Raw genomic sequence first — 16,248 nt, forward strand, 5'->3', positions numbered from 1 at the left:
CTTCAACTGTCGCGGCAACCGAAGATCGTTCATAACTAGCAAGAGATCATCGGGGACGACATGGCGCAGAAACCGACCAAGCTGAAGGCCCTTCCGACCGCGGAGCCATCGCCGGACTATGTCCTCGACTCCCAGGTCGGCTTCCTGATGCGCGTGGCGATGCAGCGCCACACCTCCATCTTCATGTCCAACATGATCGAGGATCTGACCCAGACGCAATTCGCCGTGCTGGCGAAGCTGCATGAGGTCGGCCCGAGTTCACAGAACCATCTGGGGCGGCTGGTCTATCTCGATGCCGCGACCATCAAGGGGGTTGTGGATCGGCTGGGCCTGCGCGGATTCATCACCACCGGTAGCGACCCTACGGATCGCCGTCGCCGTGCAGTGTCGCTGACCGAGAAGGGCGCCCGTGTGGTCGATGCGGCAATCCGCGTTGCAGCGGAGGTCAGCGCCAAGACGCTGCGGCCGTTGACGGCCGAAGAGCAGCGCACGCTGACGCGGTTGCTGAAGAAGATTACCTGATCACATTTTGCTATTGAGCAGCGCCTTGATCCGTTGCGGCGAGACCGGCAGCTGCGTGATGGCGCCGGGCTGGCCGAGCGCGTCGTCGATCGCCGCTGCAATCGCTGCGCCGACGGCATTGGTGCCGCCTTCGCCGGCGCCCTTGAGCCCCATCGGGTTGAGCGGGCTCGGCGCATCCTCGGAAATAATCACTTCGACATCAGGTACTTCGCGGGCCGTCGGCATCAAATAGTCGGCGAAGGTTACCGCCAGCGGTTCGCCGCGGTCGTCATAGGTGAACTCTTCATAAAGCGCACCACCGATGCCTTGGGCCACGCCGCCAACGATTTGGCCATCGACCAGCATCGGGTTGATCGCTTTGCCAATGTCATAGGCGACAAGATACCGCTCGACGCTGATGCCGCCAGTGTCGCGGGCGAGCGACACAACCGCGACATGGACGCCGTAAGGGTAGGTCATGTGCTTGGATTCGAACGACGCTTCGGCGAACAGGCCAGGTTCGCTATCACCGACCAGATTGCCTCCCGGTTCGAGCGCTTTCGCGATCTCGGCGAGCGTCATCGATGGGCCGGTACTGCCATCGAGGCGGACAATCTCGCCATCGACGATATCGAGTTGATCGGTCGTCAACTGCATCAATTCAGCTGCGGCCGCGAGAGCCTTGTCGCGCAGCTTCAGCGCGGCTTGCCGCGTCGCTTCGCCCGTCATCACGGAGACGCGTGAGGCGAAGGCGCCGAGGCCTCTGGCGATACGGTTGGTCTGGCCGTGGATCACGCTGACATTGTCATAGCTGGCGCCGAGTTTCTCTGCGCAAATCTGAGCGATGACAGTTTCGACGCCCTGGCCGACCGAAGCGGCGCCGGTGACGACTTCCACGAGCCCGTCGGTCCCGACATTGATCCGCACATCGTCGAACGGGCCAAGACCGCTTTTCTCGACGAACATGGCGACACCGGAGCCGACCAGTTCGCCCGCCTTGCGACGCGACGTAATCTGCGTCTGCAGGTCGTCCCAGCCGATGCCATTCAGCGCCTTGTCCAGCAGCTTCGGGTAGTCGCCTGAATCCAGCACGATGTCGGTGCCGAGCGTTTCCAATGCACGCGTGACCGGCATCTCGCTGGTCGCGATGAGGTTGCGGCGACGGACCTCGACGCCGCTGATCCCCACTCTGGCCGCGACCGCATCCAGCAAGCGTTCGCGCACGAAAGTGCTCTCATAGCGGCCGGGCGCGCGATAGGTGCCGCCAGGCGTCTTGTTGGTCAGGCGGATATGGCCGAGCACGCGATAGGCGGGAATGCGATAGGGGCCGGGCAGCATCGCAGCCGCGAGGTCGGGCACGGTGGCGGCATGCGTGCGCATATAGCCGCCCTGATCGTGGAAGAACTCGTTGTCGATGGCCAGAATATTGCCGTCGCGATTGATCGCCGCGCGGATGTGATGGGTCTGCTGCCGCGAGTGATTGGCCGCGATCAGATGCTCGCGGCGATCCTCGATCCATTTCACGGGGCGGCCGAGGCGCAGCGCGGCCAGACACACCAGTACGTCTTCGGGATACATCTCGCCGCGAATGCCGAAGCCGCCGCCGACATGGCCTTCGAACAGATTGGTGTTGGCAGCGGTGCGGCCAAACATTTTCGCAAGCTGGTCGCGATTCCAGTGCGGCACTTTCGCAGCGCCGTACATTTCCAGCATGTCTGTCTCGGCGATGTAACGGCCAATGGCCCCGCGCGTCTCCAGGGGAACGCCGGAATGACGGCCGATGGAGAGCGAAAGGCTGACTACGGCATGCGCTTTGGCGAACGCTCCATCGACGTCGCCATAACCTTTCTCGATCAGCGCGGTTTCGGTCGGTAGTCCGTCGCGGAACTCACCGACCTCGCCATCGGCCTGCAGGATCACCGGCAGTTCCTCTATCTCGACGTCGACATGCTCGGCGGCATCTTCGGCAAGATAGGGATCTTCGGCGAACACGACGGCGACGGGATCGCCGACATAGCGCACCTTGTCCTTGGCCAGAATGGTCTGGCGATAGGCGGCGAGCTGCTCCAGCCGGGTCAGGCGAAAGTCGATTGGCGGGATCTCGGAGACATCGGCAAAGCTCCATGCGGCGACCACGCCGGGAATGGCGAGCGCCGGCGCGAGGTCGACCGAGACGATGTTGCCGTGGGCATAGGTCGAACGCACCACGCGCATGTAAAGCTGGTTCGGGAAATTGATGTCCGCAGCAAATTTACCCTGGCCGCGCAGCAGCGGGCCGTCTTCCTTGCGGAGGACGGACTTGCCGACCAAGGTTGCTTTCGCGGCAGCACTCACGACTGACGCATCTCCACCGCGGCGGCGCGGACCGCCTTGATGATGTTCTGATACCCGGTACAGCGGCACAGGTTCGACGACAGCACGTCGACCAGATCATGGTCGGAAATATCCGGTTCGCGCTCCAGCACGCCGACGGCGAGCATCAGGAAGCCGGGTGTGCAGAAACCGCATTGCAGGCCGTGGTTCTCCATGAAAGCGCGCTGCATCGGGTGCATCTCGTCGCCATTGGCGAGGCCTTCGACGGTGCGGATCTGCTTGCCGTCCGCCTGCTGCGCGAACATCAGGCAGGAGCGCACCGGTTCGCCATTCACCAGCACCGTGCAGGCGCCGCACACGCCGTGCTCACAGCCGATATGCGTACCCGTTTGACCGCAATCCTCGCGGATCGCGTCGGCGAGGGTCCGGCGCGACTCGACGCAGATGGCGTGGGACTGGCCGTTGATGATGAGGGTGATGTCGGTCTTGTCGCTCATGCAAGTTTTCCGTTGCTTGGCAATTTTCCGCTTGCGCGCAGCGCCGCACGAATGCGCTGCGGCGTTGCCGGCATTTCGTCGATGGAGATTCCGAAGCAGGACAACGCGTCGTTGATTGCGGAGATCACCGCTGCCGGCGCGCCGATGGCGCCGCCTTCGCCGAGGCCCTTGGCCTTGGTGATGGAGTTACCGGTCAGGGTCTCGATGTGATGCAACTCGATCTCGGGAATTTCGTGCGTCGTCGGCGGTAGGAAATCCGCCAGCGTGCTGGTCAGGATGTTGCCGGTCTCGTCATAGATGATCTCTTCCAGCAGCGCGTTGCCGATGCCCTGAGCGACCCCGCCATGGACCTGACCATCGGCGATCATCGGATTGATGATCAGCCCGGCATCCTCCGCGACCAGAAATTTCTCCATCTCGACGCGGCCGGTCTCGATATCGACCTCGACAATCGCGACATGGCAGGCGTTGGAGAAGGTGCCCGACGGATCGTAGGTGCCGGTCTCGGTGAGGCCCGGTTCGATCTCGCCCTTGAAGATGTGGGTCTGGTGATAGGCCGCACGCGCCATCGACGCGATGGTGACGGAGCGATCGGTGCCGATGACATGCGCCGATCCGGATTGCAGCGTGATGTCCTCGGGCGCGGCTTCCAGCAGACGGCTCGCCATCTTCAGCAGTTTGGCGCGGATCTTTTGCGCGGCGAGCAGGCTGGCGCCGCCCGACAGCACCAGAGAGCGGCTGGCGAATGTGCCCCAGCCATAGGGCGAGCGGTCTGTGTCGCCGTGAACGACCTTGATGAATTCCGGATCGATGCCGATCTCGTCGGCGATGATCTGCGCCAGTGATGTGCGCAGTCCCTGGCCATGCGGCGACGAGCCGATCCGCGCTTCGACGAAGCCCGAGGGATCGATGGTCAGATACACGGTCTCGAAGCCCGGAGTGATCTCCATCCCGCGTGCCGCGAAAGCCGGGCTGCCATAGCCAGTACGCTCGGAGAAGGTGGCAAAGCCGATACCGAGATAGCGGCCGGCATCGCGCGCGAGCTTCTGGCGCTTGCGGAATGCGTCGAGGTCGATGGCCTTGATGGCCATCTCCATGGTTTCCTTGTAGCTACCGTCATCGAAGACGAGCCCGGTCGCCGACGTGTAGGGGAACTTGTCGATCAGATTGCGGCGGCGTAGTTCGGTCGGCTCTATGCCGAAGGCTGCGGCAGCCTTGTCCATCAAGCGTTCGAGCACGAAGGTGATGACCGGCCGCGAGACGCCGCGATAGGGCGCCATCGGACAGGTATTGGTCATCACGCCGCGCGAGCGACAGTCATAGGCGCGGACGTCATAGGGGCCGGGGAGCTCGGCCAGTGCCATCAAGGGCTCGACGCCGCAGGTCGTCGGGAAACAGGAATAGGCGCCGATATTGGCGACAATGTCGCCGCGCAAAGCGAGCAGCTTTCCGCTCTTGTCGAATGCGCCTTCGAGCTGGACGTGTTGATCGCGGCTGTGAAAGCTCGCAATCAGGTTTTCGCGGCGATCCTCGGTCCAGGCCACGGAGCTGCGCAATTTGCGCGCCAGCCAGACCAGCAGCACATATTCCGGCGCCAGCGACATCTTTTGGCCGAAGCCGCCGCCGACGTCAGGCGCGATGACACGCAGATCCGATTCCGGAATGCCGAGGATGTCGCACACCGCCGTGCGCGTCAGATGCGGCATCTGTGTGGTGCAGGTCAGTGTCACGCGACCGGTCGATGCGTCATAGGAGGCATGACCTGCGCGGGCCTCCATCGGCGTCGCATTCTGACGGTGCGAGCGCGCTTCAACATGCAGCACCTTGTGTGCGGTCTTCCAAACATCCTCGAAGCCGGGTGTCGCGATGCGACCCTCGACGATCACGTTGTGCTTGGTGTCGGCGTGAACCAGCGGAGCGTCCTCGGCGAGCGCATCCATCGCGTCGATCAGCGGTGCGCCTTCGGATATCTCGACCTCGACCTGATCGGCGATGTCCTCCGCCTGATCCTTGCTCGACGCGTAGACGGCCGCGATGGACTCACCTGTGAACCGCACGACTCCATCGGCAAGGATCGGCTGACCGACCGCGACATAATTGAACTTGCTCAGCATCGGCCGGATCGGCTTCAGCTTTGCGAGGTCCTTGGCCGTGACGATGCCTGTGCCCTCTGGTGCCGTAATATTCTCGATCGTTCCGGCAGCCACGCTGCTGCGGACGAAGCGCACCCAGTGTGTGGCTGGCATATCCGCCGTGAAGCGGCCGCGGCCGGTGACGAGGGCGGGATCTTCGAGCCGGCGGATCGAGCGCCCAACCCAGGTCGTGCCGGTGCCCTTGGTGTGGATCGTCATTGCGTCGACCGCTCCAGCGCGCGGCGCGTCACGGCGCGGACCAGATCGCAGCGATATTCGGCCGTGGTCTGAATATCCTCCAGGGGTTCGATTGCATTCGCTGCGGCTTCACCGGCGGCGACGAACAGGTCCGGCGAGGGCGCGTTACCGTTCAAGACATCTTCGGCTTCGAGAATGCGTCGCGCGCGATCCTCGGCACCGCCGATGCCGACATGCGCATCGGCGATCACGCCATCAACAAGGCGATAGGTAACGAGTGCGGCAGACATCGCAAAATCGCCCGCACGGCGGCTGAATTCGTAGAAGCCGAATTTGGTATCGTCGGGTAGCAGCGGCAACCGCGCTTCGGCGAGGAACTCATCCTCGGCCAGCGATGTCGACATGATGCCTTCGAGGAAATCGGTGACGGGCACGATGCGTTCGCCGCGCACACTTTTCACCACTAGATTGGCGTCCAGCGTTGCCGCGACGAGGCACCACTCCGATGCAGGGTCGGCATGGGCGAGGCTGCCGCAAAACGTGCCGCGCATCCGGATCGGATAATGCGCGATGTGGCTGACCACGAAAGCGAGGAGCTTACCGAGCGGACCGTCGATGAAAGGCTTGTGGAATGCGCTGTGGCGCACCCGCGCGCCAATCGAGAGATAGTCGCCGTCGACAGCGAGGCGGTCGAGCCCTTCGACCTCATTGATATCGATCAAGTGTGCTGGCCGCGCCATGCGGAACGCCATGATCGGCACCAGGCTCTGGCCGCCCGCCAGAATGCGGCCGTCGAGCGGTGCAAACTCGGCCAATGCACTCACAACTTCATCCACGGTGCGTGGAACGTGCCTGGTGAACGGCGCCGGCTTCATGCGGAAAACCCCGGGCAGGAGGGCCAAAATTCACTTGTATGCTAACAATCGCCTTTTGGAAGTCAATCAGGGTCGCTGACGCAAAACGGGGCGTTCGCCGCCTGCGTTTTGATCACACGGGGATAGCTGAATTCGCCGAGTCGAGCGCGCTAAGTTTCAGGCGATATCGCGCTGCAGCGCGAAGTCATCCAGCAATGGCGAGCGTTTGCCCGCGATCATCCCGCCAATCAGTTGCGCTGCGAGATAGCTGAAGGTGATGCCGTTCCCGCCATAACCATAGGCGGCATAGAGACGCGGATGGCCGGGCACAGGGCCGATCAGGGGCAGGCCATCGCGCGTGGTGTCGAAGGTGCCGGCCCAGCGATAGTCGATGGCAAGCTCGGCGCGTGGCCAGAGCGCTGCGAGCTTCTCCTTCAGCGCACGCGCCTTGGCAGGGATCAGGGCATCGCGTGCATCGGGATCTATGATCTCGTCGCTGTCTTCGCCGCCGATGATGATGCGGCCGGATGCGGTGGTTCGGGCGTAGAGATAATCTTTGCTGTCTTCCCAGATCAGCACGCCGTCACGCCAGAGTCTGTCCGGCTGCGGTTTTGTCGCGATCGCCCAACTCGATGACGGCTTTTGCAGGGTCGTTTTTACGATGTCGGGCATCACATAGCCCGTCGCCAGCACGACGTGGCGCGCCTCGACGGTACGGCCGTCCGTCAATTGAACGCCGACGGCGTGGCCTGCGGAGTCGAACGTGGCCGTCTCCGCCTCGAACAATCGCGCGCCGCGCGCCGTCGCGACATTCAGCAGTCCCAGTGCCAGTCGCAACGGATCGGAATCTGCCGAGTCCGGCGAGACGATGGCACCCGCCCGGGCAATGTCGTATTCGGACAGGAGGGCCTTGTGATCAAGGAGTGTGCCGGGCAGGCCGGCGCGCTCGCGAAGCGCGTGTTCCTCGATCAGCCCTTTGGCACTCTCGCCTGCGGCAAGATAGAGCGAGTCCTTCGCGCGCATGTCGCATCGCAGGTCGAGCGTCCGGACCAGTGCCTTCAATCCATGGACGGCGTCATAGCTGCCGCGATAGGCACGCGCGGCGCGCTCATAGCCATAGAGATGTGTCAGCTCCTGCAGTGAACGATCGATCTCCCACAGCAGCATCGACGTGCTCGCTACTGTACTGCCGCGCCCAGGCAATTCGCGATCGACGATCACCACATCCAGTCCCTGCTGCGTCAGTTGCTCGGCCATCAGAGCGCCGGTGATGCCGCCGCCGACGATCAGTGCATCGCATGTGATGTCTTCGGTGAGGGGCTGACGGGGGGCGTGCTGCAGGCCGGCAAACCATGGTGAGCGTCCGCCGCGCAAATCGTCGTGCTCGGTGGTATCGGGATCGAGATCGGAAATGGGGCACCATGAGGCTGGGGAAGGAAGGCGCTCCGGCGCCTCACGCTGAATTCGCATGACAATTTCCCGGGCCCTTTTCCGTTCCTTGCGAAATCGCGCAGGCGGATCGGCTACTCCAGATTCTCGCAGGCCACAGCGCGGTCGCGAGGCGGCTTCTCTATGACCTTGGATCAGAGATAAGTGATTTCAACGGGTTAGATACCCGTAGCAAGATCAGCGCGGTGACGTTAAACAGGCGCCAAATCGAACCAGACGATCTGAGCCGAACCAACCGGGAGCTTTACCGCTCGCGCGTGGTTCTCATCTCATTCGTTGCTCAAAGGACGCCGCGACCGTGACCAAGAACAGCCTGCCTTTGCCGCAGCTTTCCCTCCCGAAAGACAAGATCAAAATCCTTCTGCTCGAAGGCGTGAACGACAGCGCGGTCGAGCTGATCGAGGCGGCGGGCTATTCGAGCGTGACGCGCCTGCCGAAGGCGCTCGATGGCGAAGCCCTGAAGGAAGCCATCAAGGGCGTTCATATTCTGGGTATCCGGTCGCGCACCCAGATCACGCAGGACGTGCTCGATGCCGCAGACCGGCTCATCGGCATCGGCTGCTTCAGCGTCGGCACCAACCAGGTGGATATCGATGCTGCGCGCCGCAGCGGCATTCCCGTGTTCAATGCGCCGTTTTCTAACACCCGCAGCGTCGCCGAACTGGTGATCGGCGAAATCGTCATGCTGTTGCGTAGGATCGTGCCGCGGTCCAATGCTGCGCATGACGGGCGGTGGGACAAGTCGGCGAATGACAGCCACGAGGTCCGAGGCAAGACGCTGGGCATCATCGGCTACGGCAGCATCGGCTCGCAGCTTTCCAATCTGGCGGAAGCGCTGGGCATGCGCGTGATCTTCTACGATCACACCGACAGGCTCCGCCATGGCAATACCGAGCCGGTCGCGAGCCTGCAGGAATTGCTGGCGCAGAGCGATGTCGTTAGCCTGCACGTCCCGGAGACGCCAGCCACGCAGGGGATGATCGGCCGCGATGAACTGGCGGCGATGAAGGACGGCGCCTATTTCATCAACAACAGCCGTGGCACCGTGGTCGATCTCGACGCGCTTGCCGAAGCGCTGCGCAACGGCAAGCTGCGGGGAGCCGCAGTGGACGTGTTTCCGGTCGAGCCCGGCTCCAATCAGGAGCGTTTCGTGACGCCGCTGCAGGGACTGCCGAATGTGCTGCTGACGCCGCATATCGGCGGCTCCACTGAAGAAGCACAAGAGCGTATCGGCGCCGAAGTCGCACGGAAGCTGATCGACTACAGTGACAGCGGTTCGACCATGGGCGCCGTGAATTTCCCGCAGGTGCAGCTGCCGGCGCGTCCGTCGGGCACGCGTTTCATTCAGGTCCAGCGCAATGTGCCGGGCATGCTCGGGCGGCTCAACGAAGTGCTCGCGCGTCACGCCGTTAACATTGCTGCGCAATACTATGAGTCTTACAGCGACGTCGGCTATGTCGTGCTCGATGCCGACGCGTCCGCCGCGGACAGTCAGCGGGTGCTCGCCGATATCCGGGCGCTCGAAGGCACGATCCGCGCGCGCTTGCTATATGAATACAAGGGTTAAACCCGGCAGGCTGAACTTGATGGCTGTTTCTGATATGGTCGGAAACAGCTTCTCTCGATGATGGATTGGACGATTGACGTATCAGGACTACCGTTTCTCCGTGGCCCCCATGATGGACTGGACTGACCGGCATTGCCGCGTCTTCCATCGTCTGCTGTCGCGGCGGACGCGGCTCTATACGGAGATGCTGACGACGGGCGCCGTGATCCATGGCGACCGCGCGCGGCTGCTTGGCTTCGACGCCAGTGAACATCCGGTGGCGCTGCAACTCGGTGGCTCTGAGCCGGCACATCTTGCAGAAGCGGCGAAGATCGGCGCGGATTTCGGCTATGACGAAATCAACGTCAATGTCGGTTGCCCCTCGGATCGCGTGAAGGACGGGCGTTTTGGGGCCTGCCTGATGGCAGAACCGGATCTGGTAGCGCGCGGTGTGGCCGCGATGAAGCAGGCGGTGGATGTGCCGGTCACCGTCAAGTGCCGCATCGGCATCGACGATCAAGATCCCGAAGTGGCGCTCGACACGCTGGCGCGCGCGGTGGTCGCCGCCGGCGCTGATGGCCTGATCGTGCATGCGCGGAAGGCGTGGCTCAACGGCCTGTCGCCGAAAGAGAACCGGAACATTCCGCCGCTGGATTACGACCGCGTCTATCGGCTCAAGGCGGCAATGCCCGGCGTGCCGATCATCATCAATGGCGGCATCATCGGCATCACTGAAGCCGCCGAACATCTGGCGCATGTGGATGGCGTGATGCTTGGCCGCGCGGCCTATCAGGAGCCGTGGCGGCTGCTGTCGGTGGATCCCGAATTGTTCGGCGAGCCCGCGCCGCATGCGACGATGAAAGGCGCCTTCGCGGCGATGATGCCCTATATCGAGGATCAGCTTGCGCAGGGCACGCGGCTGCACTCGATCACCCGGCATTTTGTCGGCGCGTTCCACGCGGTGCGCGGTGCGCGCGCGTTCCGGCGCCATCTTGCGGAGAACGGCGTCAAGCATGGCGCTGGCATCGATGTACTGCGCGATGCGATAGCGCTGGTCGAGGATGAGCCGGCGGTTTCCGAAGCGGCGTGAGTCCGTCGGATGAGGTTAGCTATTGATGCTCGGACGTAGGAATGAGTAAGGAGAAAGCCTATACAATAGAGGATATCGCGATCGTGGACGATGCGGTTGCCCTTATTCAAAGAAAGCCAAGTTCGTTCGTTGGCGACGATCCCAATGGCGCATATTTCGTCGGACGCCTCGTTCAAGACCTCATCTTGCTGGACGCTGGACCTCTGCGAATGGCGAGAAGTGGTTCGTGGTATTCTGTATCGGCAGAGAAAGACTGGCTGATGTCAGAAGGAGGCCTCATATCGTTTGAGCCTTTTCGCCGATTGATGCCGATGACGAGCGGCGGAAGGCTCCATGACAGGACTGAGGTCATTATAGCCGCGCTCACAGATGCTGTGGTTACGTCTGGAGTCGACGGAGTCACCTGGATCAATGGTGGGCCCGATCATTGGAAATTGCCAAGCGATCTTGATCTTTCTCTGACTTCGAAGAAAGGCCGGATCGTTGCTTTTCACTTCTCAAAATTTGCCATCGCCTGACAACCATAGTCCAGATCAGTGCAGTGATGTCCGGTGTCCCTTTTGTGCCGTGATCCCCGCGTATCACCACACTCGAGCGGTCCTCTCAAGGGCTTACGGATAGCCGCGCAGCATCAGCTTGTCGGCGCGCACTTCCCAGCTTTCCAGGCGATCGAGAAAGCTCATGCCGAGCAGGTTGGTCTTCATCTGGCCGCGCGGCACCACCAGTGCCGGGACGGATCGCTCGACCAGCTTGCCGACGGCGAGGCGATCCAGCGTCAATCGTGCTGCCTTGGTGCGACCACCCGCGGTTTCCACGTCGACATTGTAATCGAGCAATTCGAGCGGCAGGCCCGCGGCCTTTGCGGTTTCATAAGTCAGCACCACCGAGGTTGCGCCGGTATCGATCACCATCGCCGTCTGGACGCCGTTGATCCTGACCTGAAGCCCGAACTCGCCAGTGTTGCCGCGCGGGACGTCGACCAGCCGCAGTGGCGGCGGGCTCTGCTTGCGCAAAATCTCTGTGACGAGATTGCCGGCCTTGGAGATCTGCTTGGGATCGCCATAGGCGAGGGCGGCGCCTGCCGTCGCGACAATGACGATGACGAGAAGAAAGACCCGACTCATGGCGAGCCTCTCAGGTGGCCGCGGATGTCCTCTTCGCTGCGTATGTCGACGAAGGCTCCAGCCCCGCCTCGGCCATGCGGGCCGGCAGTAGCGCCATCGTATCCAGACGCTCCGCGCTGTCCATTTTCCCCCAGCGCGCGATCTCCGGCAGCGTGCGTCCGCAGCCGAGGCAGAGCTTGGTCTTGGGGTCGATGAAGCAGACTGCGATGCACGGCGTTTCTTTGCTCATCCAGTAATATTGAAGCGGATCGGCTCGCTAGCGCAAGCGTCGAAATCACAGCCCGGTTCCTGCATTCATGATGGGTTTGTTACGGGCCCGACGCTTTTCGTCGGCGACGTTCATCTCGTAATCGGGTTGCAGCGGTGGCCCATCGGGCGCCATCGGCGCAAGCGCGGACATCACACGCTCCGGCGGGAAAGTGATGATCACCTCGGTGCCGATCCGCAGTTTCGATTTCAGCGTGAATGTGCCGCCATGCATGTCGATCAGGCTCTTGGCGATCGGCAGACCGAGACCGGCACCCTGTTCGGCCGATTTGATCGAGTTCGATCCCTGGCCGAAGGAGGCCAGCACGATCGGGATCTCGTCTTCGGCGATGCCCGAGCCGGTGTCCCTGCAGCTCAGATACTGGCCGCCGGAGGCGGTCCAGCCGACCTTGAGCCAGATCTCGCCGCCCTGTGGCGTGAACTTGATCGAATTCGACAGCAGGTTCAGCACGATCTGCCGACAAGCGCGCTCGTCGCCCCAAACCCGCGGCATGCCGTGTTCGAATACTTCGTGGATGGTGATGCCGCGGCTCGATGCGCGCAGCTTCAGGAGGTGATGGCAGTCCGCGACGACATGCACGAGCGAGACGGCTTCTTCATTCAGCTCGTAGCGGCCGGCCTCGATACGCGACAGATCAAGGATCTCGTTGATGAGATTCAGAAGGTGCACGCCGGAATTATGGATGTCGGCCGAGTAGTCCTTGTAGACCGGCACGGCGTGACCACCGAAGATCTCGCTCTTCATCACTTCGGAGAAGCCGAGAATGGCGTTCAGCGGCGTGCGCAATTCATGGCTCATCTGCGCGAGGAAGCGCGACTTGGCGACATTGGCGGCTTCGGCGCGGTGGCGCGCTTCGTCGGAGATGGCCTTGGCCTGTTCGAGCTCGCCGATCAGGGCGTCCTTCTCGGCGCGGGCTTCCAGTGTCGCGAGCGTGGTCGAATGCAGCCGCTGCGCCAGAAGCGCGAAATAGCCTTCGGCTGCGACCGCCAGAACGGCCAGCACGTAGTTGTCGAACGTGCCGCGCAGGATGAAGCTCAGCGCCACGCCGAGGGTTACGGGCGCGGTGGCGGCAAAGGCCGCAATCGGCAGGCTCGCGGCGAGCATGCTGGAGACCGCGACCACCAGCAGCATCAGGAACATCATCAGCGAATTGGAGACGACGTCGACACCGGTCGGATGCACCAGGATCACCGTCCACGACAGGCCGTAGAGCAGGTCCAGAAAGATAAAGCGCAGCCGCCATTTATGCGTGCTGCTGGGTGTCGGTGTTTCCGCCAGATAGCGATTACAGGCGCGCAGGATCACCGCGTGAATGCACAGCATTCCGCATGACCATGCGGCGGCCGGCAGCGGCTGCATCCAGAACCCGAACAGGATGCCTGTGCCGACCACCAGCAGCGTGATGACGAGCGAGGCGGAGAGGCGGGTCTGGGCGTATTGGCGGAGCAGTTCGCGATCGAAAGCGGGGCGCGTTCCCGATGTCGAGGTCAGCCGGTCGCGCGCTTCGCGCACCCGCTGTTGTGCCGCCCGGCGATTGCGCGGCGGAACAGCGACGGGCGTTTCAGCCGGAAGCTGGACGACCTCGGGCCTGGCGGCGGGCTCACTCATCACTCGTACACAAATCCTGCACGCAAACGCGCGCGGTTTTTCACAGACCCTATCTGTGCCGCACAATCATTAAGAGGTGCCTTAAAGAACGAAGTAATCCGGTTAATATTCAATAAAAATGGTATCGACGGAGGGCGCCTGCAGGACGCCGTTCCGCCGTGATTTGTTCAGGAAACCTAGATGGTTACCGGGGCAATCTTGCCAAGAGGCTTGAAGTGTCCCACCGCTTGCCACCGAGCGCTTCGACCTCGCCGTAGAACTGATCGACAGTGGCCGTGACCGGCAGGCTGGCGCCGTTGCGGCGGGCCTCGGCGAGACAGATCGAGAGGTCCTTGCGCATCCATTCGACGGCGAAGCCGAAGTCGAATTTTCCGTCATTCATGGTCTTGTGACGGTTCTCCATCTGCCACGACTGCGCGGCGCCCTTGGAGATCACCTCGACCACCGCATTCACATCGAGACCGGCCTTCTTGGCGAAGTGAATGCCTTCGGACAGCGCCTCGACAAGGCCGGCGATGCAGATCTGGTTGACCATCTTGGTGAGCTGGCCGGAGCCCGCGGGGCCGAGCAGCTTCTGCATCTTGGCGTAGGCGGTGATGATCGGCTCGACCTTGGCATAGGCCGCTTGGGTGCCGCCACACATTACGGTCAGGGCGCCGTTCTCTGCGCCAGCTTGGCCGCCCGACACTGGCGCGTCGATGAACTGGAAGCCGGCTTTGGTCGCCGCAGCATCGAGCTCGCGGGCCACTTCGGCGGAGGCGGTGGTGTGATCGACGAAGATCGCGCCCTTGGTCATGCCGCTGAATGCGCCGTCAGCGCCGATGGTGACCGAGCGCAGGTCGTCGTCATTGCCGACGCAGCACATCACGAAGTCCTGGCCTTCGGCAGCCGCTTTCGGGGTTGCTGCGGACTTGCCGCCGAACTTCTCCACCCATGCTTTGGCCTTGGCTGCGTTGCGGTTGTAGACGGTGACCTCGTGGCCGCCCTTGGTGGCAAGGTGACCGGCCATGGGGAAACCCATGACGCCGAGACCGATAAATGCAACTTTGGCCATGTCCGTACCCTTTGGATGCTGTCGGCTTTGCTGCCGAACGTCGACTGTTGGGAAGTGAGGCGCCGCCCTGGTTGGTGGCGGCGAGATCGCTGGTGATGAGGAGCGCCAGCATAGTCGCTGCACAGGACGCGGCAAAGCCCCCGTTACCGCTCATGGCTGCAGCCGCTTATGGTGCGCTGCAAAAGAAAATCTGGTGCCGGTCTTGTGCCAGAGCAATCTCGGAATTCTCAACATAGCCTAGAAACGGCATGGACTTAGGGCGGAAGTTCTCTATCTGTGCGGTCTAGTTTGTCCGTCGATCGGGAGACACGCATTGAGCGTTTCGCAGCAGCAGGTTCTGGATGGTCTGGCCAAGGTGACATCGCCGCGCGGCGTGCCGCTGATCCATGCGGATGTTTTGTCCGAGATCGTCGTGACCGACGGCAAGGTGCTGTTTTCGATCAATGTGGACGCCGCTGAAGCGCGGGCCTGGGAAAGCGTGCGCGCGCAGGCGGAAGCCGCAGTGCGAGCGATCCCTGGTGTCACAGGTGCAATGGTCGCGCTGACCGCCGAGCGCAAGCCGGGCAGCGCACCGCCTGCGCCGCAGCGCCACGACCATGCAGGGCATTCCCATGGTCCCGGTGGGCATTCGCATGGTCCGCAGTCCGGCGGCGTGCAGCCGGTCTCGGCGCATCGCCCGCATGCGAACCCGGCCAACTCGCCAATGTCAAAACAGGCTGAAATTCCTGGCGTTGCCGCGATCATCGCGGTGGCCTCGGGGAAGGGCGGTGTCGGCAAGTCCACGACGGCGCTCAACCTGGCGCTGGGCCTGCGCGATCTCGGCCTGAAGGTCGGTCTGCTCGACGCCGATATCTATGGTCCTTCGGTGCCGCGGCTGACCGGCATCAATGAAAAGCCGACCCTGGACGACAACAGGAAGATGATCCCGATCGAACGCTTCGGTCTGTCGATCATGTCGATCGGCTTCCTCGTCGAGGAGGAGACCGCGATGATCTGGCGCGGGCCGATGGTGATGTCGGCGATCACCCAGATGCTGCGCGATGTCGCCTGGGGCACGCTCGACGTCCTTATCGTCGACATGCCCCCCGGCACCGGCGATGCACAACTCACGCTGGCGCAGAACGTGCCCCTGAAGGGTGCTGTGATTGTTTCGACGCCGCAGGATCTGGCGCTGATCGATGCGAGGCGCGGCCTTGCGATGTTTACCAAGGTCAATGTGCCCGTGCTCGGCATCATCGAGAACATGAGCTATTTCCAATGCCCGGAATGCGGCACCCGATCCGACATTTTCGGCCATGGTGGCGCCCGTCACGAGGCCGAGCGGCTCAAGGTGCCGTTCCTCGGCGAAGTGCCGCTGCATATGTCCATCCGCGCCATGTCGGATGCCGGCACGCCGGTGGTCGTGAGCGAGCCCAACGGCCCGCACGCCGCGATCTATCGGGCCATCGGCACGCAGATCCGCGACCGGTTGCAGGGCGTTATTGCGGCAGCGTAAGCCGGCCGATGGCCGGGGCCGAGATGTCGCATAGAACTTTCGTTCAATTGGGCTGGCAACGACGTTCGTCGTGTTTTCCGCGGCTGAATAACCGTGTTAGACAGCCTCTGCACCAGAGC

General features: G+C 62.7%; 14 protein-coding genes. 5 read left to right on the plus strand and 9 right to left on the minus strand.

The features are described 5' to 3' along the window. The first annotated feature begins 60 nt into the window (after nucleotides 1-60). Entirely contained in the window at nucleotides 61-522 is a 462-nt protein-coding gene (locus AB7828_RS02535; RefSeq protein ID WP_120290968.1) for a MarR family winged helix-turn-helix transcriptional regulator, read from the plus strand. Here the strand turns inward: AB7828_RS02535 and AB7828_RS02540 are convergent, their stop codons facing one another. The 5 genes from AB7828_RS02540 to AB7828_RS02560 all read right to left on the minus strand — a co-directional run bounded on the left by AB7828_RS02540 (nucleotide 523) and on the right by AB7828_RS02560 (nucleotide 7,965). Next, the gene (locus AB7828_RS02540; protein ID WP_441229315.1) at nucleotides 523-2,835 is read right to left on the minus strand and encodes a xanthine dehydrogenase family protein molybdopterin-binding subunit; all 2,313 of its coding nucleotides are present in this window, start codon (nucleotides 2,833-2,835) and stop codon (nucleotides 523-525) included. Further along, a complete protein-coding gene (locus tag AB7828_RS02545) occupies nucleotides 2,832-3,311 on the minus strand; it encodes a (2Fe-2S)-binding protein (protein ID WP_441229316.1) in 480 nt (159 codons plus the stop codon). Before AB7828_RS02545 ends, AB7828_RS02540 begins: the two co-directional genes overlap by 4 nt. After that, entirely contained in the window at nucleotides 3,308-5,662 is a 2,355-nt protein-coding gene (locus AB7828_RS02550; RefSeq protein WP_441229317.1) for a xanthine dehydrogenase family protein molybdopterin-binding subunit, read from the minus strand. Before AB7828_RS02550 ends, AB7828_RS02545 begins: the two co-directional genes overlap by 4 nt. Then, the gene (locus AB7828_RS02555; RefSeq protein ID WP_441229318.1) at nucleotides 5,659-6,516 is read right to left on the minus strand and encodes an FAD binding domain-containing protein; all 858 of its coding nucleotides are present in this window, start codon (nucleotides 6,514-6,516) and stop codon (nucleotides 5,659-5,661) included. The genes AB7828_RS02550 and AB7828_RS02555 overlap by 4 nt, the downstream gene beginning before the upstream one ends. A 156-nt stretch (nucleotides 6,517-6,672) precedes the next feature. Beyond that, nucleotides 6,673-7,965 (minus strand): NAD(P)/FAD-dependent oxidoreductase, encoded by a 1,293-nt coding sequence (locus AB7828_RS02560; protein WP_441229319.1) that lies wholly within the window; start codon nucleotides 7,963-7,965, stop codon nucleotides 6,673-6,675. 277 nt (nucleotides 7,966-8,242) lie between these two features. On the opposite strand from AB7828_RS02560, the gene serA reads away from it, so the two are divergent. From serA to AB7828_RS02575, 3 genes are all read left to right on the plus strand, one after another. Next, nucleotides 8,243-9,511: a phosphoglycerate dehydrogenase gene (serA, locus tag AB7828_RS02565; protein ID WP_441229320.1), complete on the plus strand. Its 1,269-nt coding sequence runs from the start codon at nucleotides 8,243-8,245 to the stop codon at nucleotides 9,509-9,511. 73 nt (nucleotides 9,512-9,584) lie between these two features. Next, entirely contained in the window at nucleotides 9,585-10,580 is a 996-nt protein-coding gene (gene dusA / locus AB7828_RS02570; RefSeq protein ID WP_441229321.1) for a tRNA dihydrouridine(20/20a) synthase DusA, read from the plus strand. A gap of 41 nt (nucleotides 10,581-10,621) precedes the next feature. Next, complete coding sequence (locus AB7828_RS02575; protein ID WP_441229322.1) at nucleotides 10,622-11,098, plus strand: hypothetical protein; 477 nt, start codon at nucleotides 10,622-10,624, stop codon at nucleotides 11,096-11,098. A 93-nt stretch (nucleotides 11,099-11,191) separates the two neighbouring features. Here the strand turns inward: AB7828_RS02575 and AB7828_RS02580 are convergent, their stop codons facing one another. From AB7828_RS02580 to AB7828_RS02595, 4 genes are all read right to left on the minus strand, one after another. Further along, nucleotides 11,192-11,704 (minus strand): TIGR02281 family clan AA aspartic protease, encoded by a 513-nt coding sequence (locus tag AB7828_RS02580; RefSeq protein WP_441229323.1) that lies wholly within the window; start codon nucleotides 11,702-11,704, stop codon nucleotides 11,192-11,194. A gap of 10 nt (nucleotides 11,705-11,714) precedes the next feature. Then, nucleotides 11,715-11,933 carry a DUF1289 domain-containing protein gene (locus tag AB7828_RS02585; RefSeq protein WP_068730727.1) on the minus strand — a complete coding sequence of 73 codons (219 nt, stop codon included), beginning with the start codon at nucleotides 11,931-11,933 and terminating at the stop codon, nucleotides 11,715-11,717. A gap of 45 nt (nucleotides 11,934-11,978) precedes the next feature. Beyond that, nucleotides 11,979-13,580, minus strand: a complete 1,602-nt coding sequence (locus tag AB7828_RS02590) for a sensor histidine kinase (protein WP_093758930.1) — start codon at nucleotides 13,578-13,580, stop codon at nucleotides 11,979-11,981. A 184-nt stretch (nucleotides 13,581-13,764) separates the two neighbouring features. Then, on the minus strand, nucleotides 13,765-14,634 hold the full coding sequence (locus tag AB7828_RS02595; RefSeq protein WP_175367388.1) for an NAD(P)-dependent oxidoreductase: 870 nt from the start codon (nucleotides 14,632-14,634) through the stop codon (nucleotides 13,765-13,767). 313 nt (nucleotides 14,635-14,947) lie between these two features. On the opposite strand from AB7828_RS02595, the gene apbC reads away from it, so the two are divergent. After that, the gene (apbC, locus tag AB7828_RS02600; protein ID WP_068730555.1) at nucleotides 14,948-16,129 is read left to right on the plus strand and encodes an iron-sulfur cluster carrier protein ApbC; all 1,182 of its coding nucleotides are present in this window, start codon (nucleotides 14,948-14,950) and stop codon (nucleotides 16,127-16,129) included. Nucleotides 16,130-16,248 lie beyond the last annotated feature (119 nt).

Origin of the sequence: Tardiphaga sp. 215_C5_N2_1 (assembly GCF_052076055.1) — a bacterium.
In the GTDB taxonomy this organism is placed as follows: Bacteria; Pseudomonadota; Alphaproteobacteria; order Rhizobiales; family Xanthobacteraceae; genus Tardiphaga; species Tardiphaga robiniae.